This is a genomic window from Candidatus Magnetaquiglobus sp. (assembly GCF_058402785.1).
This window is the reverse complement of sequence record NZ_JBZVFG010000040.1, coordinates 1-19,455: the sequence shown is the minus strand read 5'-3', so window position 1 is coordinate 19,455 and position 19,455 is coordinate 1. Positions and strand designations below refer to the sequence as shown.

The 19,455-nt window shown below is 61.9% G+C and carries 15 protein-coding genes; 7 read left to right on the top strand and 8 right to left on the bottom strand.

What is annotated here, in order from left to right:
• Window positions 1-218: 218 nt before the first annotated feature.
• Together ACV4UY_RS12605 and ACV4UY_RS12600 are read right to left on the bottom strand one after the other, a co-directional pair.
• A complete protein-coding gene (locus tag ACV4UY_RS12605; RefSeq protein WP_491607938.1) occupies window positions 219-1,412 on the bottom strand; it encodes a polysaccharide deacetylase family protein in 1,194 nt (397 codons plus the stop codon).
• A 63-nt stretch (window positions 1,413-1,475) separates the two neighbouring features.
• Window positions 1,476-2,834, bottom strand: a complete 1,359-nt coding sequence (locus tag ACV4UY_RS12600; protein WP_491607937.1) for an acyltransferase family protein — start codon at window positions 2,832-2,834, stop codon at window positions 1,476-1,478.
• Window positions 2,835-2,936: 102 nt separating this feature from the next.
• Here ACV4UY_RS12600 and ACV4UY_RS12595 point away from each other — a divergent pair, with 102 nt between their 5' ends.
• The 3 genes from ACV4UY_RS12595 to ACV4UY_RS12585 all read left to right on the top strand — a co-directional run bounded on the left by ACV4UY_RS12595 (window position 2,937) and on the right by ACV4UY_RS12585 (window position 5,495).
• A complete protein-coding gene (locus tag ACV4UY_RS12595; RefSeq protein ID WP_491607936.1) occupies window positions 2,937-3,755 on the top strand; it encodes a class I SAM-dependent methyltransferase in 819 nt (272 codons plus the stop codon).
• Window positions 3,752-4,837 (top strand): glycosyltransferase family 4 protein, encoded by a 1,086-nt coding sequence (locus ACV4UY_RS12590; protein ID WP_491607935.1) that lies wholly within the window; start codon window positions 3,752-3,754, stop codon window positions 4,835-4,837. The genes ACV4UY_RS12595 and ACV4UY_RS12590 overlap by 4 nt, the downstream gene beginning before the upstream one ends.
• 157 nt (window positions 4,838-4,994) lie before the next feature.
• Window positions 4,995-5,495, top strand: a complete 501-nt coding sequence (locus ACV4UY_RS12585; RefSeq protein ID WP_491607934.1) for a chemotaxis protein CheX — start codon at window positions 4,995-4,997, stop codon at window positions 5,493-5,495.
• Window positions 5,496-5,691: 196 nt separating this feature from the next.
• Here ACV4UY_RS12585 and rsmA read toward each other — a convergent pair whose 3' ends face one another.
• Together rsmA and ACV4UY_RS12575 are read right to left on the bottom strand one after the other, a co-directional pair.
• A complete protein-coding gene (gene rsmA / locus ACV4UY_RS12580) occupies window positions 5,692-6,513 on the bottom strand; it encodes a 16S rRNA (adenine(1518)-N(6)/adenine(1519)-N(6))-dimethyltransferase RsmA (protein WP_491607933.1) in 822 nt (273 codons plus the stop codon).
• A gap of 6 nt (window positions 6,514-6,519) precedes the next feature.
• Window positions 6,520-8,454, bottom strand: coding sequence for a response regulator (locus ACV4UY_RS12575; RefSeq protein WP_491607932.1), 1,935 nt, complete (start codon window positions 8,452-8,454; stop codon window positions 6,520-6,522).
• A gap of 493 nt (window positions 8,455-8,947) precedes the next feature.
• Between ACV4UY_RS12575 and ACV4UY_RS12570 the strand changes: the two genes are divergently transcribed.
• The 3 genes from ACV4UY_RS12570 to ACV4UY_RS12560 all read left to right on the top strand — a co-directional run bounded on the left by ACV4UY_RS12570 (window position 8,948) and on the right by ACV4UY_RS12560 (window position 14,363).
• Window positions 8,948-9,655, top strand: coding sequence for a response regulator (locus ACV4UY_RS12570; RefSeq protein WP_491607931.1), 708 nt, complete (start codon window positions 8,948-8,950; stop codon window positions 9,653-9,655).
• Window positions 9,656-9,852: 197 nt separating this feature from the next.
• A complete protein-coding gene (locus ACV4UY_RS12565; RefSeq protein ID WP_491607930.1) occupies window positions 9,853-10,986 on the top strand; it encodes an ABC transporter substrate-binding protein in 1,134 nt (377 codons plus the stop codon).
• Window positions 10,983-14,363 carry an ATP-binding protein gene (locus ACV4UY_RS12560; protein ID WP_491607929.1) on the top strand — a complete coding sequence of 1,127 codons (3,381 nt, stop codon included), beginning with the start codon at window positions 10,983-10,985 and terminating at the stop codon, window positions 14,361-14,363. The genes ACV4UY_RS12565 and ACV4UY_RS12560 overlap by 4 nt, the downstream gene beginning before the upstream one ends.
• Window positions 14,364-14,423: 60 nt before the next feature.
• On the opposite strand, the gene ACV4UY_RS12555 is transcribed toward ACV4UY_RS12560, so the two are convergent.
• Entirely contained in the window at window positions 14,424-14,930 is a 507-nt protein-coding gene (locus ACV4UY_RS12555; RefSeq protein ID WP_491607928.1) for a chemotaxis protein CheX, read from the bottom strand.
• Window positions 14,931-15,161: 231 nt separating this feature from the next.
• Window positions 15,162-16,055 (bottom strand): dTDP-4-dehydrorhamnose reductase, encoded by an 894-nt coding sequence (gene rfbD, locus ACV4UY_RS12550; protein WP_491607927.1) that lies wholly within the window; start codon window positions 16,053-16,055, stop codon window positions 15,162-15,164.
• A gap of 73 nt (window positions 16,056-16,128) precedes the next feature.
• Between rfbD and ACV4UY_RS12545 the strand changes: the two genes are divergently transcribed.
• Complete coding sequence (locus ACV4UY_RS12545; RefSeq protein ID WP_491607926.1) at window positions 16,129-17,286, top strand: glycosyltransferase family 4 protein; 1,158 nt, start codon at window positions 16,129-16,131, stop codon at window positions 17,284-17,286.
• Here ACV4UY_RS12545 and ACV4UY_RS12540 read toward each other — a convergent pair.
• Together ACV4UY_RS12540 and waaC are read right to left on the bottom strand one after the other, a co-directional pair.
• Window positions 17,253-18,029, bottom strand: a complete 777-nt coding sequence (locus ACV4UY_RS12540) for a glycosyltransferase family 2 protein (protein ID WP_491607925.1) — start codon at window positions 18,027-18,029, stop codon at window positions 17,253-17,255. The two genes, ACV4UY_RS12545 and ACV4UY_RS12540, sit on opposite strands and share 34 nt — an antisense overlap.
• Window positions 18,026-19,042 carry a lipopolysaccharide heptosyltransferase I gene (waaC, locus tag ACV4UY_RS12535; protein WP_491607924.1) on the bottom strand — a complete coding sequence of 339 codons (1,017 nt, stop codon included), beginning with the start codon at window positions 19,040-19,042 and terminating at the stop codon, window positions 18,026-18,028. Before waaC ends, ACV4UY_RS12540 begins: the two co-directional genes overlap by 4 nt.
• Window positions 19,043-19,455: the final 413 nt, after the last annotated feature.

Genomic DNA, 19,455 nt, shown 5'->3' with positions numbered 1-19,455 from the left:
CCATCTTTGGCGGGCAGTCGTCGTGAGCGATTCTGCCGGATTTCCGGGGGCGTCGTGAGAGACGGCGGCCATTCCGGCAGATTTCAGAGGCGGTTTGGTGGTTCCCTTCATGGAATCCCCAAACCCGCACGAATCGATTCGTGCTTCTCAAATTGCCGTGCAATTTGGCGGGCCATTCATGGCCCGCGTCGGCTGTTTGGCATTTGCGAAACAGCCTCTCAGGCTTTTGATCCCTGTTCCGCGCCAGGCTCTCCGTGGACGCTGATCCGAACTCCGTTCTCCGTTGGGATCCCCGCTTCCACGAGTCGCCATGCCTGCTGGAAGGTGAGGGTGCGGATCTCCCCGGCGTGACGACGCCACACGCGATCATGGAACCGCTCCAGGGCTGCCAGATGTCCGGCATGAATCCCCTTGGGATGGATGTTCATGGCCACGAAGAGCGGATCTTCCTGCCCTTCACGGTAACCGCTGGCGCGCAGATGGTCCGCGAAACAGGCGAGCAACGGGCGCGGATCGGTGCCGAGTTCCAATCTTTGAAAATCACGCGCCAACACGGTGTTGAACCGCCACCAGGCCCGCTTGATCCGACCAGCCGATGATGGGGTGGCGATCGGTTCGTTGCAGGGGGTTCCGCGCGCGGCGGGACCGGATCGGTTCAGCAGGATTTCCCACCCCTGCCGCAACGCCTCGGGCAGACGCAGGGCCAGCCGGTGTCGGGGGGTGAAACGACAGGCGCCGATCGGAATTTCCAGCAGCCCTTCTCCACGGGGGGTCGGTTTGTTCAGACCGGTTCGTGGCGCGATCCATCCGTTCCCGTGCGCGGGGAGATGGGTGAAATCGACCCGTTGCATGGGGGTGTGGAGCGCGAATCCCGGAATGATGCTCGAGTCGATGCGATGGCCGGTCTCGAGCAAGGCTGCGAGCAGCATCGCTTCGTCGGGTTGGAGTCCGTACCCTCCGGCGCGAAAGGCGATGCAGCGGTAATCCGGGGCATGGGGGGTCAACAGTTCGGTCAGATGGGTGGTGGCATGGCGCAGCCAGGCCGTGGTGCGTCGTCGGCGCTCCTCGGGATCCGGGGAGCAGGTGCCGCAAAGATAGCTTGCCGGGTCGAAGTGAAATCGACCTGCTTCGATGCGGGTTGCCTCCCAGTGCGGGTGGAGATGGTTCTGGACATCGTGACCGTGCTGGATCGCCTCCACCAGTTGCGCTTCGGCCAGATCCGGGAAACGGTCCAGTCCCAAGGCGCGATAGCGCCACAGACAGGCGACATCGGCAAAGAGGGTCAGTGGGATGCCGAGCCTTGTGCAACAAGCCAGCAGCCGCGCGGTCGGCTCGATCAGAACCGCCTCTTCCGGCTGGTTGAGGCCTCCCAGAAAAAGTTCATAATCCGCAGAGTAGAGCAGGTGGATCATGCGCGTGGCCAAAGGGTCCGTGTGGTGGTGCGTGTCGAGGGCGTTGCCCTTGCCTGAGGTTGGTCAAACCGATCCGCTTCCAGATGCACGGGCGACGTGACGCCGGCATGGCGCATTGCTCAGGCGCGTGATTCGGGGCTTGATCCAGTTGAGCGTCCTTACCTCCACGAGATGATGAAAAAGATGCGACACCAGGATTATGAGGGGCAAGGATGTCGTCAGTACCAGGATGGCGATCACAATCTGATTGCCGATCCATTCGTGAAGGGTGACGAACAACCAGCAGGAGAACGATGCGAGGATGGGAATGTGGACCAGGTACAGGGAAAAGGAGATCTTGCCCAGATAACGGATGAAAGGTGTGGTGATCCAGGCATGGAGATGGTTGCGCAAGGAGGCGACGACCAGGATGGTCAATGCCAACAGATACTCCAGGGCATTGCCGTCCAGGATATGGTATTCGATGATGCTGCCCAATCTTGGGAAGACGCGCAAGGCCGAGAAAAAGGTCAGGAAGAGTACGATGATGGCGATCTCGATCCCGGATAGCGCGGTTGGACCCAGCAGACGCTTCAGGCGCTCCTGGGGTTGCAGATGAAGGGTCCAATCGCACAAGGCCGCGCCCAGAACAAAACCGAGATACAACGATTTCCAGAGCAGGATGGTCAAGAGCAGGTAGACGAGGGACCGAATCCACAAGGCCTGGCGGGCAAAGATGAATTGCAGTGCGAAAAGAGTCATCGAGGCGACGAACTCGATGGGCATGGTCCAGAATACGTTGTTGTATCTGGGAAAATCGGATGGAATGTTCAGAAGGAAGCGTAGGATCGTGCCGAAGACGGCATCCATGAGATTGGGTTCGAAATTGGACAACCGCAGAAGCCATCTTTGTTTGACCAAGGCGAATGCTTCGTTGATGGAATAAAGCTCCATTTTCAAGAATGCGTAGACCAGCAGTGCTGAAAAGATCATCGGAACGCCCAGGCGAAAGATGCGGTACAGTGCCATTTGGCGGATTTTATGGTTTCCGTGGTTCATGAGGATCGGATAGGACAGACTGAACCCGCTGATCACGAAGAACAGTTTAACCGATATCGCGGAGTGGATGAACAGATAGAAAGGGGAGTGATACACGAGCTGTTGCAGCCATTCTCCGTTGGGAAGGGTGTTGTAAGGCAGGAGTAAATTGCGCACGATGTGCGCCAGCACCACGGAAACAGCCGCCAGGCCGCGTAAACAGTCCAGATGTTCCACTCGGGATTCTGGAGATGGGGGTGGATCGGCGGGTGTCATGATGTTATGGTCAACCGTTGGAGGAGCCGCCACGGGTGATGCGTCATGTGAGGCGGATAAGGCAACCGGAGTGGGCTGCCGGTGAACGAAAGGAAGCTTTTTTTGGGCAACGTGACGGGACGGTTGCATCGTGGTTGTGTCTCGATTATGGGGTTAGTATAAGGACAGGCGCGGAGAAGGTCAAAGCAGCGTGATGAACAGGGACGATGGCATGGATGAAGGAGATCGGTCGTGTCGGGCATTCGTACCGTATTGAAGGCTTTGCTGGCGGGATTGCCGCGTCGCTGGCGCGAGACGCTGTGCGAAGCGGTGGCGGAAGGGTTGCATGACGATGCCTTGCGCGGGATGGTGGCCCGGCTGGCCCAGACTCGGGCTGAAGGTCTGCAAGCCGGGGAGGCCCTTCGTTTCCTGTTCCGGCTTGACGATCGTCTTTACAAGGTGCAGGGCGAGCAGGCGGTGCGTTTCGGTGCCGGACTGCATCCCAAGCATCGGTTGATGGCCTATCATGACTTCTTCGTCGGTCGTCTGGAACCGGGTGAGCGGGTGTTGGACGTGGGGTGCGGGAATGGGGCGCTGACCCGCGACATGGCCGAGAGGGGAGGGTGTCGGGTGCTCGGAATCGAGTTGGAGTCGGTCAAGGTGGAGGAGGCCCGTCGGTTGCGTCCCCATCCCCATGTCGAGTACCGGGTGGGTGATGCCACCTCGGAGGAGGGGGTGAACGGTCCGTTTGATGTGGTGACTCTTTCCAATGTGTTGGAACATCTGTCGGGACGACCGGAGTTTCTCAAGCGTCTGGTCGCCCGTTGCGGGGCTCGGCGTCTGTTGATCCGGGTGCCGTTGTTCGAGCGCGACTGGCGCGTGGCCCTGAAACGGGAGTTGGGGGTGGCGTGGCGATTGGATGCCACCCATCAGACCGAATACACGTTGGAGTCGTTTCACGAGGAGATGCGCGCCGCCGGTCTGGTCGTCATCCATCTCGAAGTGCGCTGGGGGGAGATCTGGTCCGAGACCAGACCGGTGGACACCGGGCCGGCAGAGGTGGTCGCATGATTCCCCTGACCCGTCTTGTCGATCCCCTGGTTCAGGAGTTGCGCGGGCGTCTGCGTCGCAGGGTCCATTACGTCTCCGATTCGGCCAACTGGTCTTACCGGTGGGATGCCCATTATATCGCCACCGGGCTGGAGAGCCGTTTGGGGGATGTCGTGCCGATCATCACCGCCCCCTGGCGTCTGCGCCATCAGGTGATTCTGTTTGGCAACCGCGCGGTCTGGTTTGCCGGTCCGCGCGATCGGTTGCACCCCTCGAACGCCCTGTTTCTCACCTGGTTCCACGGGGAACCAGACAGCGGCGAACCCAAAATGGATGAGATGTTCGCCAGGATGCCGGGCATCTTCGATCGGATGCGCAAGGTGGTCGTTTCCTGCGTGATTTCGCGAAAGGTGTTGATGGCGCATGGCGTGCCGGGGGAGAAGATCGAGTTGATCCCCCTCGGCGTGGACCTGACCCGTTTCCGGCCTGCCGATGCCGCGACCCGCGCCCGTCTGCGCGCCGCGCTGGAGATTCCCCGCGAGGCGTTCGTCATTGGTTCGTTTCAGAAGGATGGAATCGGCTGGGGCGATGGCGAGGAGCCCAAGCCGGTCAAGGGGCCGGATCTCTTTCTGGAGTTGTTGGAACAGCTCCGGGGACGCCATCCGAATATGATGGTCATGCTGACCGGCCCGGCCCGTGGCTACGTCAAGCGCGGACTCGAACGGCTGGGCATCCCGTACCGGCACCGCTTTCTGGAGAATTATCTCGATATCGTCTCCTGTTATCAGCTTTTGGATCTTTATGCCATCACCTCCCGTGCCGAGGGCGGACCCAAGGCGTTGATGGAGAGTTGGGCCTGTGGGGTGCCGGTGGTTTCGAGTCGCATGGGCATGCCGGCGGATTGGATCCTGGATGGCCGGAACGGGTTCTTGTCCGATGTCGGTGACACGGCGCGCATGGCCGAACAGGTGGGCAGGCTGTTGGAGGATCCGACGCTGCTGGCCACGATCCGGGATGGTGGGCTCGAGACCGTGGGGGGGTTGGATTGGGATCGGATTGCCGGGCAGTATCATGCCATGCTGCGTGAATGCGATGTGATTTAGGGTTGCCCTGGAAAGGGGCTGTTTGATAGACTTTGGTGCGTAACAAATTACTTTTTGTTATCGAAAGTCAGATGAAACGCTCCGGCAATCCGGAACATCGTGGTCGCAGCGCGATCTCTTCATATTAATGCAATGTACGTCCAAGGAAAGCAACGACATGACCATGAAAGCGGAGTTTGCCGGGTTGATCAAGGAAGCGGTCAAGGAGATGTTCTCTGCCTATCTGGTCATGGAAGTCGAGCCGGGCCCGACAGTCCAGAAAAAGGAGGATGACGACTACCGTCCACCAAGCTCCGAGGTGACCGTGGTGATCAACTTCTCCGGTGGCATCCACGGTGGCATTCATCTGGCGGCGCCTTTGCATGCCGCCATCGAGCTGGCATCCTCCTTTTCGGGCGAGAGCTACGACACCATTTTTGGCGAAGCGGGGGATGGTTTCGGCGAGTTGGCCAACATCATCGCGGGTGGGGTGCAGACCCGTTTGGGTACCGGTTTCGGCAACATCAACCTCACCCCGCCGACGCTGATCACCGGAACGGATTACAAGATGCAGTATAAAAGCAATTTCGACAGTGTGAAGCAGTACTTCAAGTGCGAGGCTGGTCTGTTTTTCGTCGAGTTCTTCTTTTACGTCCAGCAGTTTATGAAAAAACGCTGAGCGGTCGGCTGTTCCGTCCGGATCGCCGCGCGCGGTTCGGACGGGAGTTCCAGCGCCCGACAATCCCGGCTTCCCCTGCCGAGTCGGTTTCCCCTTCCGAGAGGGCTTTCCCTTTCAAGTCGGCATCCCCTGCCGAGTCGGCCTTCGGCGTGACCATCCCGAACCGGTCTTTCGCCTTCCATTCCCAATCGATGGGTCATGTCCCGGTCAAGCCGTCCAGCACGTTGGTCAGATGGGCGAACTCCGCGATCGAAAGGGTTTCGCCGCGTCGTTCCGGATCGATGCCGGCGCGGGTCAACCAGTCGCGCGACTCCGGGTGGATCGACTTGAGGGCATTGGCGAGCACCTTGCGACGCTGCCCGAAGGCGGCATGCACCACCTGGGAAAAGCGTGCCAGATCCCGCGTTTCGGCCAGGGGGAGCGGGCGGGGGGTGAGGCGGATCACCGTGGAGTGGACCTTGGGAGGCGGACGGAAGGCGGCGGGAGGCACTTCCAGCAACGGCTCGACGCGCATCCACATTCCGCACATCACCGACAACGCGCCATACGCCTTGGATCCGGGAGATGCCGCGAGTCGTTCCGCCACCTCGGTTTGCAACATCACGGTCATGTTGGCGACCGCCTCCCGTTGTTCCACCAGATGCATCAGGATGGGCGTGCCGACGTTGTAGGGAAGATTGGCCACGATGGTGAGGGGGCCGCCCAATTGGGCGGCCAGCGCCCGATAATCGACCCGCAACGCATCGGCACGCTCCACATGCAGCGTGCCCAACCCCTTGACGCGATTTTCCAGCAGCGGCACCAGCGTGGCGTCGAATTCGATCGCCCAGACCCGGCCACAGGCGCGCAGCAGCCAGACGGTCAAGGCGCCGGGTCCGGGACCGATCTCCACCACCCGATCCTTGGGATCGGCGCCAGAAACCGCGACGATTTCCTGAGCGATGGACTCATCGGCGAGGAAATGTTGTCCCAGACGTTTCTTGGCCTGGGGAAAGTGGGTGTGTCCGGTGGTGTGCATCGTGTTCTATCCCAGGAAACGGCGCACGCGCGGAATGAACTCATTCGGCGAGAAGGGTTTGGTGATGAAGTCGTTGGCGCCGAGTCGGAAGGCGGTTTCGCGGGTTTCGATGGCGTTGTCGCCGGTCACCAGGATCACCGGGATCTGACGGGTTTTTGGATCTTCGCGCACCCGGCTCAGGAATCCGAAGCCGTCCAGACTCGGCATCTGCACGTCGCAGATGATCAGGTGACAGACGTTGGATTGCAGGGTGGCGAGGGCATCCAGGCCATCGGTGGACTCCACGGTGCGCACCCCCTCCTGATGCAGAAAGGCCACCAGCAGTTGGCGGAACTCCGCGTCGTCGTCGATGATGAGCGCCTTGGGCACCACTTCCGGCAGTTGGGCGTAGAAGATGCTGCCGATCCCCTCCTTGGATTCGACGGTCAGGTCGCCGTGATGGGCGCGCAGCAGGTCGCGGCTGAAGGGGAGTCCGTAACCGGTGCCGTGTTCGCCGGCGGTGCCGACCGTGGAGGTTTTCTCCTCGAGGCTGAAGAGTTTGGGGATGCGTTTTTCGCGGATGCCGACGCCGGTGTCGAGCACCGCCAGGGTCGAGGGTTTGCCGTTGGGACGCAACAGGGTGATGCGATCGCCGCGATTGCAGAACTTGACCGCATTGGTGAGCAGATTGTGCAGCACCTCGCCGAACAGGGCCGGATCGGCATGCAGACGGAACGACTCCGGCAGATTGTTCAGGAGTTCGATCCCCTTCTGGTCGGCCATGGGACGGATCGACTCCAGGGACTTGTCGCCGAAGAAGCGGGCGTTGAAGAAGCGCGGTTCCGGGACGATCTTGCCGGTTTTCAGACGGCTGATGTTGAGGATTTCGTTGATCAGGTCGAGCATTTTGGCGCTGCTCTCGGTGATCCAGTTCAGATACCCTTTCTGTTTTTTGCTCAGGGGATTTTTGGGATCGTTGTCGAGGAGTTCCAGGAAGCCGAGAATCGAGGTGAACGGACCGCGCAGGTCGTGGGCCACCAGGGAGACGAACTGATCCTTGAGCCGGGTGGCCTGCTGGGCGGCATCGCTGGCGCGACGCAGGGCGGCCTCGGCCTTGCGGTGCCGGGTGACGTCGCGCAGGATCACCACCACATGCCAGGCGCCGCGGATCTGGATCGCCGAACTGGAGGCTTCCACCGGAAAGCTTTTGCCGTTCTTGCGCTTGACCACGAACTCGGTCACGCGTCCGATCATCGTTCCCTTGCCGGTGCGGCCAAACCCCTTGAAGCTGTTTTGCAGACGGGTGGCGAATTCGCTGGCGGGAAGGAGTTCCAGGACCGACCGGCCCAGGATCTCCTCCGGGGTGTGGCCGAAGACCCGCGCGGCGGCGGGGTTCCAGAAGGTGACCTGCATCTGGGCATCCAGGATCATGATCGGATCCAGGGCCGCCGAGGCGATGGCATCGAGTCGTTCCCGCGCCTCGCTCAAACTCTCCGCTTCGCTTTCGACCCGTTTTTCGAGCAGGGACTTGGCTTTTTGGAGTTCGCTCAAGGCTGCTTCGAGGTTGCGGGCGCTGCGACATTTTTCCAGCACATGATGGATGGCGCGGTTGAGCACCTCGATGCTCAGTTCGCTCTTGCGCAGATAGTCGTCCGCGCCCACCCGGACCGCCTCCAGAAGCGCTTCGTCCCCCTCCGTGCCGGTGAACAGGATGCATCCCGCCCGGCTGCCCATCCCCTTGAGGCGGCGGATCAGGTCGATGCCCGATTCGTGGTCGAGTCGATAGTCGATGAAGGCCAGGTGCGGATCGCCGTGGCGCTCCACCTGTCGAATCGCCTCGTCCACGGTGGCGCAGGCGATGGGGGTGATGGTCCAACGGACGATTTTCTTGAGCAGAGCGGACAACAGGGTCCGTTCCATCAGGTTGTCGTCCACGACCAGGGCGATGAGCGTCTCATCCATGGTGTTGATATTCCGTGCCTCTCTTGACCGTGGAATTTCGGGGGGTGTCCATGGTCCGGGGGTGATGGGGATCTTCCCCCATCATGCCAATTTGGGTTCAGGTGTCCTGAATCGCATCTGTTTCGGCGGTGTATTGCATGTACGATACCACGTTTTCCGCGATTGCGGAAAAATTGGTGTGTGGAAAGACGATTTTTTGTCACGCCATGCGGTTGTCGCGATTGTCGGGATGGGGTGGGATTTGCGTCTTTCCGGGATTCGGCCTGGGGCAGGCCTGGCGCAAATGTTAACATATTGTAAATGAAAAACCGTTTCTCCAGCTCGAATCAAACGAATTCAAAGGAGGTGGCGTTCGAACTGGTGAGTAATCTTGATTGTTCAATCCGGGTGGGTATAGACTGATTGGAATGAACGTCCGGTTGACGTGAGTCTTATTGGTAATACACACGGAGGGCATTGTCTTGACATGGTGGTCGGAGTGTAACAAATTGTCATGAATGGAGCCGCGCATCTGTTGATCGTCGAGGATGACACCGTGACACGGGAGCTGCTCGCCGCCTGTTTCGAAAAGGAGGGGTATGCGGTTTCGCGGGCCGAAAACGGCGCCGCCATGTGGGAGATCCTGGAAGAACAGGCCATCGATCTGGTGCTGATGGATATCAATCTGCCCGATGAGGACGGCTTTTCGTTGACCCGGGCCCTGCGCCGGCGCTCCGAGATCGGCATCATCCTGGTGACCGCCCGCAAGGAGGATGTGGATCGAATCATCGGCCTGGAACTCGGCGCGGACGATTATGTGGTCAAACCCTTCAACGACCGCGAACTTCTGATTCGCGTCAAGAACCTGCTGCGACGCACCCGCAAGCAGCGTCGGGAAGAGGATGCCTCCATCACCCGACACCTCTTCAACGGCTGGACCCTGGATACCGAACGGCGTCGTCTCACCTCCCCGGATGGCGAGGTGGTCCCCTTGACCAATGGCGAATATCTTTTGTTGTCGGTGTTCGTGCGCAAGCCCGGTCGGGTGTTCACCCGTGACCAACTCCTGGAGGCGGTCAGCAGCCGCGACTGGATGCCCAGTGATCGCACCATCGACGTGATGGTCAACCGCCTGCGTCGCAAACTGAACGAATCCTCCATGCCACGCATGCTCGTCACCGTGCATGGCGTCGGCTATCAGTTTCTTTCGGAACGTGAATGAGTCGTCATAAATGATTGCGTTGTTCCCAGGTATTTTTTCTTTCAATCCTTGGGCGTGACGTGTAAACTCTTGGCAGGTTTTGCGGATTTTCAGATCGCTTCTCATGCGAGGGGGTGACCCTCGGGATTGCGACTCCTGGTGCTCGGAAGTCATGAAAAGTTCTATCGAGATCTGAAACGACATGAGGAGTGACCAGGATGGATGAGAGACGCATCGCATCATGGATCGGCCTGCTGTTCGTGCTTCTTGCGTTCCTGGTTCCGCTCCAGTCCTCCCTCCACGCCAGCGGGAAACACCGCATCCTCATCATCAGCAGCTACCATCGCGAATACCTCTGGTCCCAGGATACCCAGCGCGGGGTGAATCATGGGCTTCTGGAGCTGGGGTATTTCGACCAGCAGGCCCAGATCGAACGGTTTTTGCGCGAGGATCGGGTCGAAACCTCACGGGCGGTGCTGCGCAAGCTCTGGATGGATACCAAGCGCAAGAGCGCATCAGACGAAATGGTCGCGAGCGCCCGTCGCGTTCTCGAGGAGGCCGAGGCGTTCGCTCCCGATCTCCTGCTCCTGGGCGACGACAACGCCGCCCGGCTGATCGGCTCCCACTATCTGGATACCCCCATCCCCGTGGTCTTCTGGGGGGTCAACATCTGGCCGCTGAAATACGGACTCCTCGACAGCATCGCCCATCCGGGACACAACGTGACCGGGATCTATCAACCCGGTTACATGCGCGAGGGGTTGGAGTTTCTGCTGCGTCTGGTGCCGGGGATCCGTACCCTGGGGGTGCTGGCGGACGATTCCGAGACCAGTCTGGCCAAGATCAAGGAGCTGCACCGGCTCGAGGAGACCGGCAAACTGCCGGTCAAGCTCGGGGGCACGGTGGTCGCCAACGACGAAACTGCCTGGAAAAAGGGTGCCCTGGCGTTGGCCGCCAAGGTGGATGCCATCTATCTCACCAACCACAACACCATCCGCGATGCCACGGGCAGACCGGTCGATCAACTGGCCCTGGGCGCCTGGTATCTGCGCAACATCGCCAAGCCCGACATCGGGGACGAAAAGCAGTTCGTGGAGGAGGGGGTGTTGTGCGTGGCCGATGACTCCGGCTACAAACAGGGCTACGAGGCGGTGCGCATGGCCCATCGGATTCTGGCCGAGGGGATGGATCCGGCCACCATGCCGCCGGTGGCTCCATCCCGTGGCGCTCTGATCGTCAACCGCACCCGCGCTCGCCAGCTCGGCCTCGAGGGCCGGCTCAAGAGCCAGCCCGGCATCGAGGAGTTCATCGATCGCTCCGTGGCCCTGGATCGCCATCCGGTCGCACCATGATCCCGCTGGGCCGCTCGATCTTTCACAAACTGCTCGCCTGGTTCGTGGGGGTCGGGGTGGTGTTGATCCTGATCTTTGGGACTGCGCAGTTCGTGATCGTCAAGCGACAGATCCAACAGGAGCTGGAACAGGCGGCCCGACATGCCCTCGACGAGGCGGCGGATACCTTCGAACGCGGGGTGGTGATCCCCCTGGAGAGCGCCCTGCGCATCCTGGAGAGGCTTTCCGGTCTCGACGAGATGCTCCAGGCCTGGGGAGACAAGGCGCTGCTGATCAAACCGAATGTGGAACGGAGTTTTCTGCATGTCGCCTCCGCCCATCGCGGTCTGTTCCTGTCGATCCGCTATTTCGACAGTCGCGGCGTGGAACGGGTGGCGGTCGCGGACAACCGGCGGCTGCGCGATCCGGTGAACCTGACGGATTATACCGGGACCGATCCCTATTACGCCGAGGCGCGGGCCCTGCATGTCGATCTGATCCGAGGCCCGGTGGGGGCGTTGCGCTTTCGGGGACCGTTCCGGATGGTCGATGGACGCTGGACCCTGTTGGCCGGCATCCCCAAGCGGGATCCGGAGATCGGCGAATTGGCCGGGGTGGTGCTGATCCATGGCGATCTGGCCGATTTCTTGCGCCACATCATCGATCTGCGCGTCTGGGGCCATCATGGGGCGCGTCTGTTCATCGCCAAGGGAAGGGGGTTCGAACCCATCGATGGGGGTGACGTTCTGACGATGGGCGAGATGGACGGGATGCTCACCCGTGAGGTCCGGTTGGGAGGGGATGATCATGCCATGCAGTTCCGGATGGCCTTTCCGCTGACCGCCGACATGCTGCACGATCCTGTCATGCGGGCGTTGCATCAGGCGCTGGTGCCGCTGTTCCTGCTGCTGGTGATCATCACCGGCCTGGCCTATCGGATTTCCCGTCGTCTGGCCGCTCCGATCATCGAGTTGCGTCGGGGCATGGATGCCATCGGACTGGGCCGTTTCGACACCTCGATCCCCGTCACCACCCGCGACGAGATCGGCGAACTGGCCGAAACGTTCAACCGCATGGGACGCGATCTCCGGGAGATGACCCGAGAGCTTTCCAATTCCAGAGCCGCCGCCGAGGAGGCCAATCGGTCCAAAAGCCTCTTTCTGGCCAACATGAGCCATGAAATCCGTACGCCGATGAACGCCGTGATCGGTCTGACCGACCTGGCCCTCGCCCAGGAACTCTCCCCCAGGGTCCACGACTACCTCCGCAAGATCTCCCACGCCTCACGCTCGCTGCTGCGCATCATCAACGATCTGCTCGACTACTCCAAGGTCGATGCCGGACGCCTGGAACTCGACAACATCGACTTCAAACCGCGAGAGCTGTTCGACCATCTCATCGAGCTGTTCCGGGTCCAGATCGCGGGCAAACGGATCACGCTCCTGTTCTCCGTGACCGAGGTGTGTCAAACCTCCCTGCATGGCGATCCACTGCGCCTGGAACAGATCCTGATGAACCTGATCGGCAACGCGGTGAAGTTCACCCCGGAAGGGGGCGAGGTTGAGGTGTCGGTTCGCCGGCTCCACCACGCCGGCGAGGTGCCGATCCAGTTGCATTTCAAGGTGCGCGACACCGGCATCGGCATCACCGCTGAACAGGCCGAACGTCTGTTTCAACCCTTTTCCCAGGCCGACCTCTCCGTCACCCGCACGCATGGCGGATCGGGTCTGGGGTTGGCGATCTGCAAGCGGCTGGTGGAGATGATGAACGGTCGGATCTGGCTGGAGAGTCAGCCGGGCGTGGGAAGTACCTTCCACTTCATCGCCCGTTTCCAGCCCGCCGTGATCGCCGATGCGGTGGATTTGCTTCTGCCACGCGAATTGCGGGGGCTGGCGGTGCTGGTGGTGATCGCCCATCCGGGATTGCGCGCCACCGTGGAGGGGATGCTGCGACAGTTCCATGCCTCGGTGCTGGCCGTGGCGAGCGTGGAGGCGGCGTTGGCGCGGATCGGCCACGCCAGGACCAGGGGGATGGATCGACCGTTTCGTCTGGCGGTGCTGGATGACGAGATGCCCGAGTGGGCGGATCGGGAGCTGGAAAACCGGTTTCGGGGCGTTTTGTTCGACGGCGCCGGCGAAGGCGGGGTGGTCAGACTGGTGGGGGGCGTACAGGGACCGGAAGGGGAGCCCCGCGGCGTCGAAGGGGAGCGCAGGCTGGTCAAACCGGTGGGGTGTACCCGATTGTTCGCGGCGATCCTGGAGCTTTGCGATCCGGAACGGATCCGGAATGAAGGTGTCGTGCCTCATGATCCGGATCCGAACCGCCTGGTGAGGGATCTGTCCGGCGCGCGGGTGCTGCTGGTCGAGGATAATCTCATCAATCGACAGGTGGCCGAGGAGAATCTGGCCGGTTTCGGGATCGAGGTCGAGATGGCCGACAATGGCCAGGAGGCGGTCCGGATGGTCTCCACCCGCTCTTACGATCTGGTGTTGATGGATGTGCAGATGCCGGTGATGGACGGTCTGGCCGCGGCCCGGTTGATTCGTTCGGATGACCGTTTTCAAGCCTTGCCGATTCTGGCCATGACCGCCCATGCGCTGGAGGAGGATCGACGGGCGACACGGGATGCCGGCATGAACGGCCATATCAGCAAGCCGATCCGGCGCACGGAGCTGCTTGCCGTCTTGCGGGAGTGGATTCCGTCGCGGCATGGCTCCGCGCGGTCGGCGCCGGTCGGGGAGGGGGCGGACCGCGGCGCGCGGCGCGCGGATGGAGCCGACGAGCTTCTGGATCGGGCCGGGCTGCTGGAGCGGATCAATCATAAACAGGGGTTGCTGCGCTCCCTGCTTGGGGAGTTTCTGCGTCATTTCGACGGTTTGCCCGGAACGCTGCGCGGCATGCTCGAGGACGGGCGTCCCGAAGGGGTCGCGGAGGCGCGAAAACGGGTGCATGCCTTGAAGGGGTCGGCGGGGAATCTGACCGCCATGACGCTCTTCAATGCGGCTCAGGCGTTCGAGTCCGTCTTGAAGCAGGAGTCCGGCACGGCATGGTGGGGCGGTCTGGAGCGGCTGGAAGAGAGTCTGGAGCGCACCTTCGAGGCGATCCGGCTCTGGTTGGGGGAGCTGGACCGCGAGGAGGTCCGACACGACACGGCGCGCCCCGATCCCCAGGCCCCGCTGGATCTGGCATGGGTGACCACGATGATGCGGGAGCTGGATCTCCTGCTGGCGCGCCAGGATCTGGCCTCCCAGGATCTGATGGAGTCCCTGGTGTCGATGCTGGGGAGGCGGGAAGGGAGTCAACGCCTGGAAGAGGCGATCGATCGACTCGAATTCACCGTGGCGCGGGTTGAACTGCAAGCCCTGGCCGAGCGGTTGGGGGTGGTGTTGGAACGGTGAGGAGCGGGGCGAACGGACGGGGCGGTGCGCCTGCCGGTCTGGCCCGGTCTGGCCGTGTCGTCATGCCTCCTCGCGATCTTGGAATACCTCGACGAACAACGGACCGTTGGTGGTCATGAAGTAGCAGCGGGTGCTGGCCTGGGTGTTGGGTTGTCGTCCTGTCCGCTCCTCGCCTTGCAGCACTGTGGGCGGGGTGAGGCTGATGTCGTCGTTGATGCGGCTTTTCAGGGCGCCGGCGATGATGTTGGTCAACTCGCCGAGGGCGTCGCGGGCGGTGTCGTTGAAGCTCTCCAGCGGTTCGCCCCAGAAGGCGGATGCCAGACCCACCGCTGCGTGCATGGGCGCGGAGAGATGCACCCCACCTGTCATCCCACCCTGAAAGGCCACCACGGCGGTGACATCCGCCTGGGGAATGAGCAAGGGGTTGCCCTCGCGCTGGATCATCGCCGGGCCTTCCTGGATGTCGATGTCGGTGGAAAAGAAGGCCAACGCGGTTTCGTGCATGGTATCACGGATCGCGTGGATCAGATGAAGGTGTGGATCGGCGGCGGAACTCATGGTCTCCATGGTCGGGTTTCCCTGATCTATTATTTATATCTTATTAGTTAATAATAAGAAACTATTTTGCGTGAATTATCGCTCATATTTTATGATCGAGGCAGGATTTCAAAACAGCATAGTCGGATGAAATGCAATAATCAAGCAATTTATTTGCGCAAATAACAAGATTTTCAGGATTCGACAGACCAGGAACAGGGGGACGCGCGGCAATCCCCCCTCCCGAGACATGGATTCGGATCAATCGAGCAGTCGCGGAATCAGCGCGCGCGCGGCCAGGCGCCAGTCCGGCATCGCGATGCCCAGCCGGTCGTGAATGCGCTGGCAATCGAGTCGGGAGTTGGCCGGTCTTTGGGCGGGAGTGGGAAAATCGGCGGTGGGGATGGGGCGGATCTCGCGCACCGGCAGCGCGATCCGTTCGCCGGCGGTGGCGACGATGAACCGGGCGAAGGCGTGCCAGGTGACCGCTGGCGTGCCTTGATAGTGATAGGTTCCCCAGTCGGAAAAACCGGGCTGGAGAGCGTTCCCGGCCACCTCCAGGAGCATGCGGGCGATGTCGGTGGCGGCGGTGGGTCCGCCGATCTGATCATCGACCACGGCCAGGCTCTCCCGTTCCCGAGCCAGTCGCAGGATGGTCTTGACGAAGTTCTTGCCGTGCAACCCGAACACCCAACTGACGCGGATGATCAGATGGCGGGGCAGGAGGGCGCGGATCGCCTCTTCGCCCTCCCATTTGCTCACGCCGTAGAGTCCGAGCGGGGCGGGTGGATCCGTCTCGCGGTATGGGGTAGACTGACGGCCATCGAAGATGTAATCCGTGGAGAGGTGGATCAGGGGGATGCTCATGGCCGCGCAGGCCAAGGCCAGATGGCGCGCGCCGTCGCGATTGACGGCAAGGGCTGCGTCGGGTTGGCTCTCGGCCAGATCCACGGCGGTGTAGGCCGCAGCATTGATCGCCAGATCGGGTCGATGGGCTTCGAGCGCGGCCCGGACCGCCTGGGGATCGGTGAGGTCGAGATCGTTCCGGCCCAGGGGGATCGGATGGAGGTTGCGTTGGGTCGCCAGGGCGACGATCTCCTGGCCGACCTGGCCCTGGGCACCGGTGATGAGCAGTTTCATGGGGGGTTCTTTCATGCTGGGGTGACGCCTGGCGATGATTTAACCCTGCCTGATATCAAAAGGAAAGAGCGCGTGAAAGGTTTTCTCCATGACGGGTGATCGCGAGATGAGGCTGGCGTTGATTCGTCAGCGTCATACGCCGTTTGGCGGCGCGGAACGGTTTCTGGACCGGGCCATGGGGGCCTTGCGGGCTCGTGGGGTGGCGATCACCCTGATCGCCCGGCATTGGGAGGGAGGGTGCGACGGCATCGAAACCGTGCGTTGCGATTCGTGGCATCTGGGGCGCTGGTGGCGGGATGTGGCGTTTGCCCGCTGTGTCCATGCGCGGTTGGCTGAGCGTCGTTTCGACCTGGTGCAGAGTCACGAGCGCATTCCCGGCTGCGATCTTTACCGTGCCGGCGACGGGGTTCACGCCGAGTGGCTGGAACAGCGCGGACGGGCACGGGGTCGGGTGGCCCGGTGGCTGGATGGGATCAATCCGTTTCATCGTCATCTGCTCAACCAGGAGCGGCTGTTGTTCGAGCATGCGGATCTCAAGGCGGTGATCTGCAATTCGCGCATGGTGCGCGCGGAGATTCTGGCGCGTTTTCGGATCGCGCCGGAGAAGCTGGTGGTGATCTACAGCGGCGTGGATCTGGAGCGGTTTCATCCCGAGACGCGGGCGCGGGAGCGTGACGCGGCGCGCGCTGCGTGGGGCATCGCCCCGCATGAGACGCTTTTGTTGTTCGTGGGATCGGGTTTCGAGCGCAAGGGGGTGCCGGCGCTGTTGACCGTTCTGGCGGGGCTGGATCGTGCGACGCGGTTGGTGGTGGTGGGGCGCGACAAGGCTCAAGTCCGCATGGCGGGGCTGGCGCGGCGTCTGGGCGTGGCCGATCGGGTGCTTTTCACCGGCGGTCGGCGCGACGTGGTGCCTTGTTACGCCGCCGCCGATGCCGTGGTGCTGCCGACCTTGTACGATCCGTTTCCGAACGTGGCTCTCGAAGCCATGGCCATGGGATTGCCGCTGGTCACCACCTTCAAGTGCGGGGCCGTGGATCTGATCGAGCACGGGGTCAACGGTTTGTTGGGCGACGCCTTGGATCTGGCCACCCTGATGCGGAATTTACAGAGTCTGGACGATGCGGCGTATCGCGTCGCCCTGGGCCGGGCAGCGCGGGAGACGGTGGCCGGGCTGAGCCTGGAGGCGATGAGCGCGCGGTTGTTGGAGCTTTATCAGGGGTTGTTGACGCGTGGTGCGGGTTGCTGAATCCATCCTTCCCGTGTCTTGGCGTACTTGGAAAAGCTGTTGAAACAACCGATCAGGATATGCACCAGTCCCGGCGTGCCATCGAGAAATCCCAGGCGCAGCAGGTAAAATTTACAAAAACGCAGCAGTGGGCTCAACACGATCCGTGCCGCGCCGGGTCGTTTGCCCGCGGCGATCAACCGTTCCGCCTGCAAGGAGGTATAGCGGTTCTGTTTGGCCAGGTAGTTCTCCAGCGTTTGCGCCGATTCGTGCAGAAGATCCCCGGTCAGGGTGCCGACCTTTCCTTGCGCCTCCACCCCCTCGTGGATTGGATCCGTGCGCCACTGGGCGTGGTTGCGGTGGAACAGCCGCAACTGCCAATCCGGATACCCCTCGCCGTGCCGCAGCCAGCGGCCCAGGAAGCGGTTGCGACGGGCGAAGCGGTAGGCGGTGAAACGCGGGGTGGACAGTTCGTGTTCAATGGCCTGGCGCAAGGAGGGGCTCAACGACTCATCCGCATCCAGGCACAGCACCCAGTCGTGTTGGGCCTCTTGCACCGCGAACCGTTTCTGGGGTCCGAAGCCGAGCCATGCCTGGTGGACCACCCGTGCGCCGTGACTCTTGGCGATGGCGACCGTGGCATCCCGGCTGCCGGAATCGACCACCAGGATCTCGTCCGCGAACGGGACGCTCGTCAGACAGGTGGGGAGTTGCGTGGCGGCGTCCTGGGTGATCACCACCAAGGAGAGCGGGAGGCGGGTCATGGGCGGGCGATCTCCTGCACGGTTTTCCAGGTCTGCTCCGGGGTGAGGGTGTGCATGCAGCGGTTCGGATCGTCGCGCAGGGGGCAGATCCGGCGTCGGCAGGGGGCTTTGGGGCAGTTCCCGATCAAGCGAGTGGCCTTGGCGCCGACGATGCCGATTCGTTCCGTGGGGGTGGGGCCGTAGAGGGCCACGGTCGGCACGGCCAGGGCTGCCGCCAGGTGGGCCGGGCCGGTATCGGTGGCGATCACGGCGCGGGCGCCGGCCAGTTCGCCGGCCAGTTCAGTCAGGGTGAGTTTCGGGGTCACGCGGCAGGCGTTGGGTGCGATCTGGGCGATGCGTTGAGCGCGAGCCTGTTCCTTTTCGTTGCCCCACGGCAGGACGACTTCGATGCCGGAGGTGGTGGCGTGTTTGGCCAGGGTTTGCCAATGGGATTCCGGCCAGTGTTTGGAGGTCCAGGTGGTGCCGTGCAGGAACACCAGGTAGGGTTTTTCGGGGGTGTGGTGGGTGAATCGGGCTGGATCGAGGCCGAAATCGGGGGGATCGAGGGGTTCCGGGTAGTCGAGTGATTGGGCGAACAGTTGGCGCAGGCGTGACACGGCGTGTTGTGGTTTGGGGATCTCGTGGGTGAAGTGGTAGAGAACCGAAGCGAGTGGTTCGCGTGCCGAGGTGTGGTTCATGCCGTGGCGATCCCCGTGGGCCAGTCGGGCGATCAGGGCGCTTTTGAGGAGTCCCTGGGCATCGAGGATGAGGTCGAACGGTTGGTTGCGCAGTCGGGTGAAAAAGGCGGGCAGTTCGCCGGATTGCCAGGCTTTCCAGGGGTGCTTGCGCCAGCGGCGCCAGGCGATGGGGATGATTTCGGTGACGTTTTCGGCCCAGGTGGGGATTTGGGCGAAGGCCTCTTCGACCACCCAGTGGACGTGGATGTCCGGTCGGGCAAGGTGCAGGTCGTGCAGGGCAGGGAGGGTGTGCAGCACGTCGCCGAGGGAGGAGGTTTTGATCAGGAGGAGGTTCATGTCATCACGGGGGACGGGATGGTCCCAAGGCTCACACGCATTACGGGGGACGGGGGGCGATTATCGCCCCCGGCGGGGGCAGCGCCCCGCGACTTTGTTCTTTGAATGGGTCTTGATTGTTGATTTTGCTTTTCGCGCGCTTTTCAAGAGAAACGATTGTTCGCGATTTTTGCGAAAAATCGCGCAGCGCGCGCCGTCTCATGCGCCCTGTATCGTTGCCGGTTTTGGGCAACGATACAGGGCGCATTGCCTGCAAGGCAAGTCGCCTCCGGCGACCGGTTGTTGGCCATGTTCGCGGGAAGTTTCGCCAAAAGCGCGAGACCTTCCCGCAGCCAAGGCAGCGCGCAGCGATTTTCACAAACTTGCATGATGGGGGGAGAACCCCCTCACCCCCCAACCGTGAACCTCCCTTA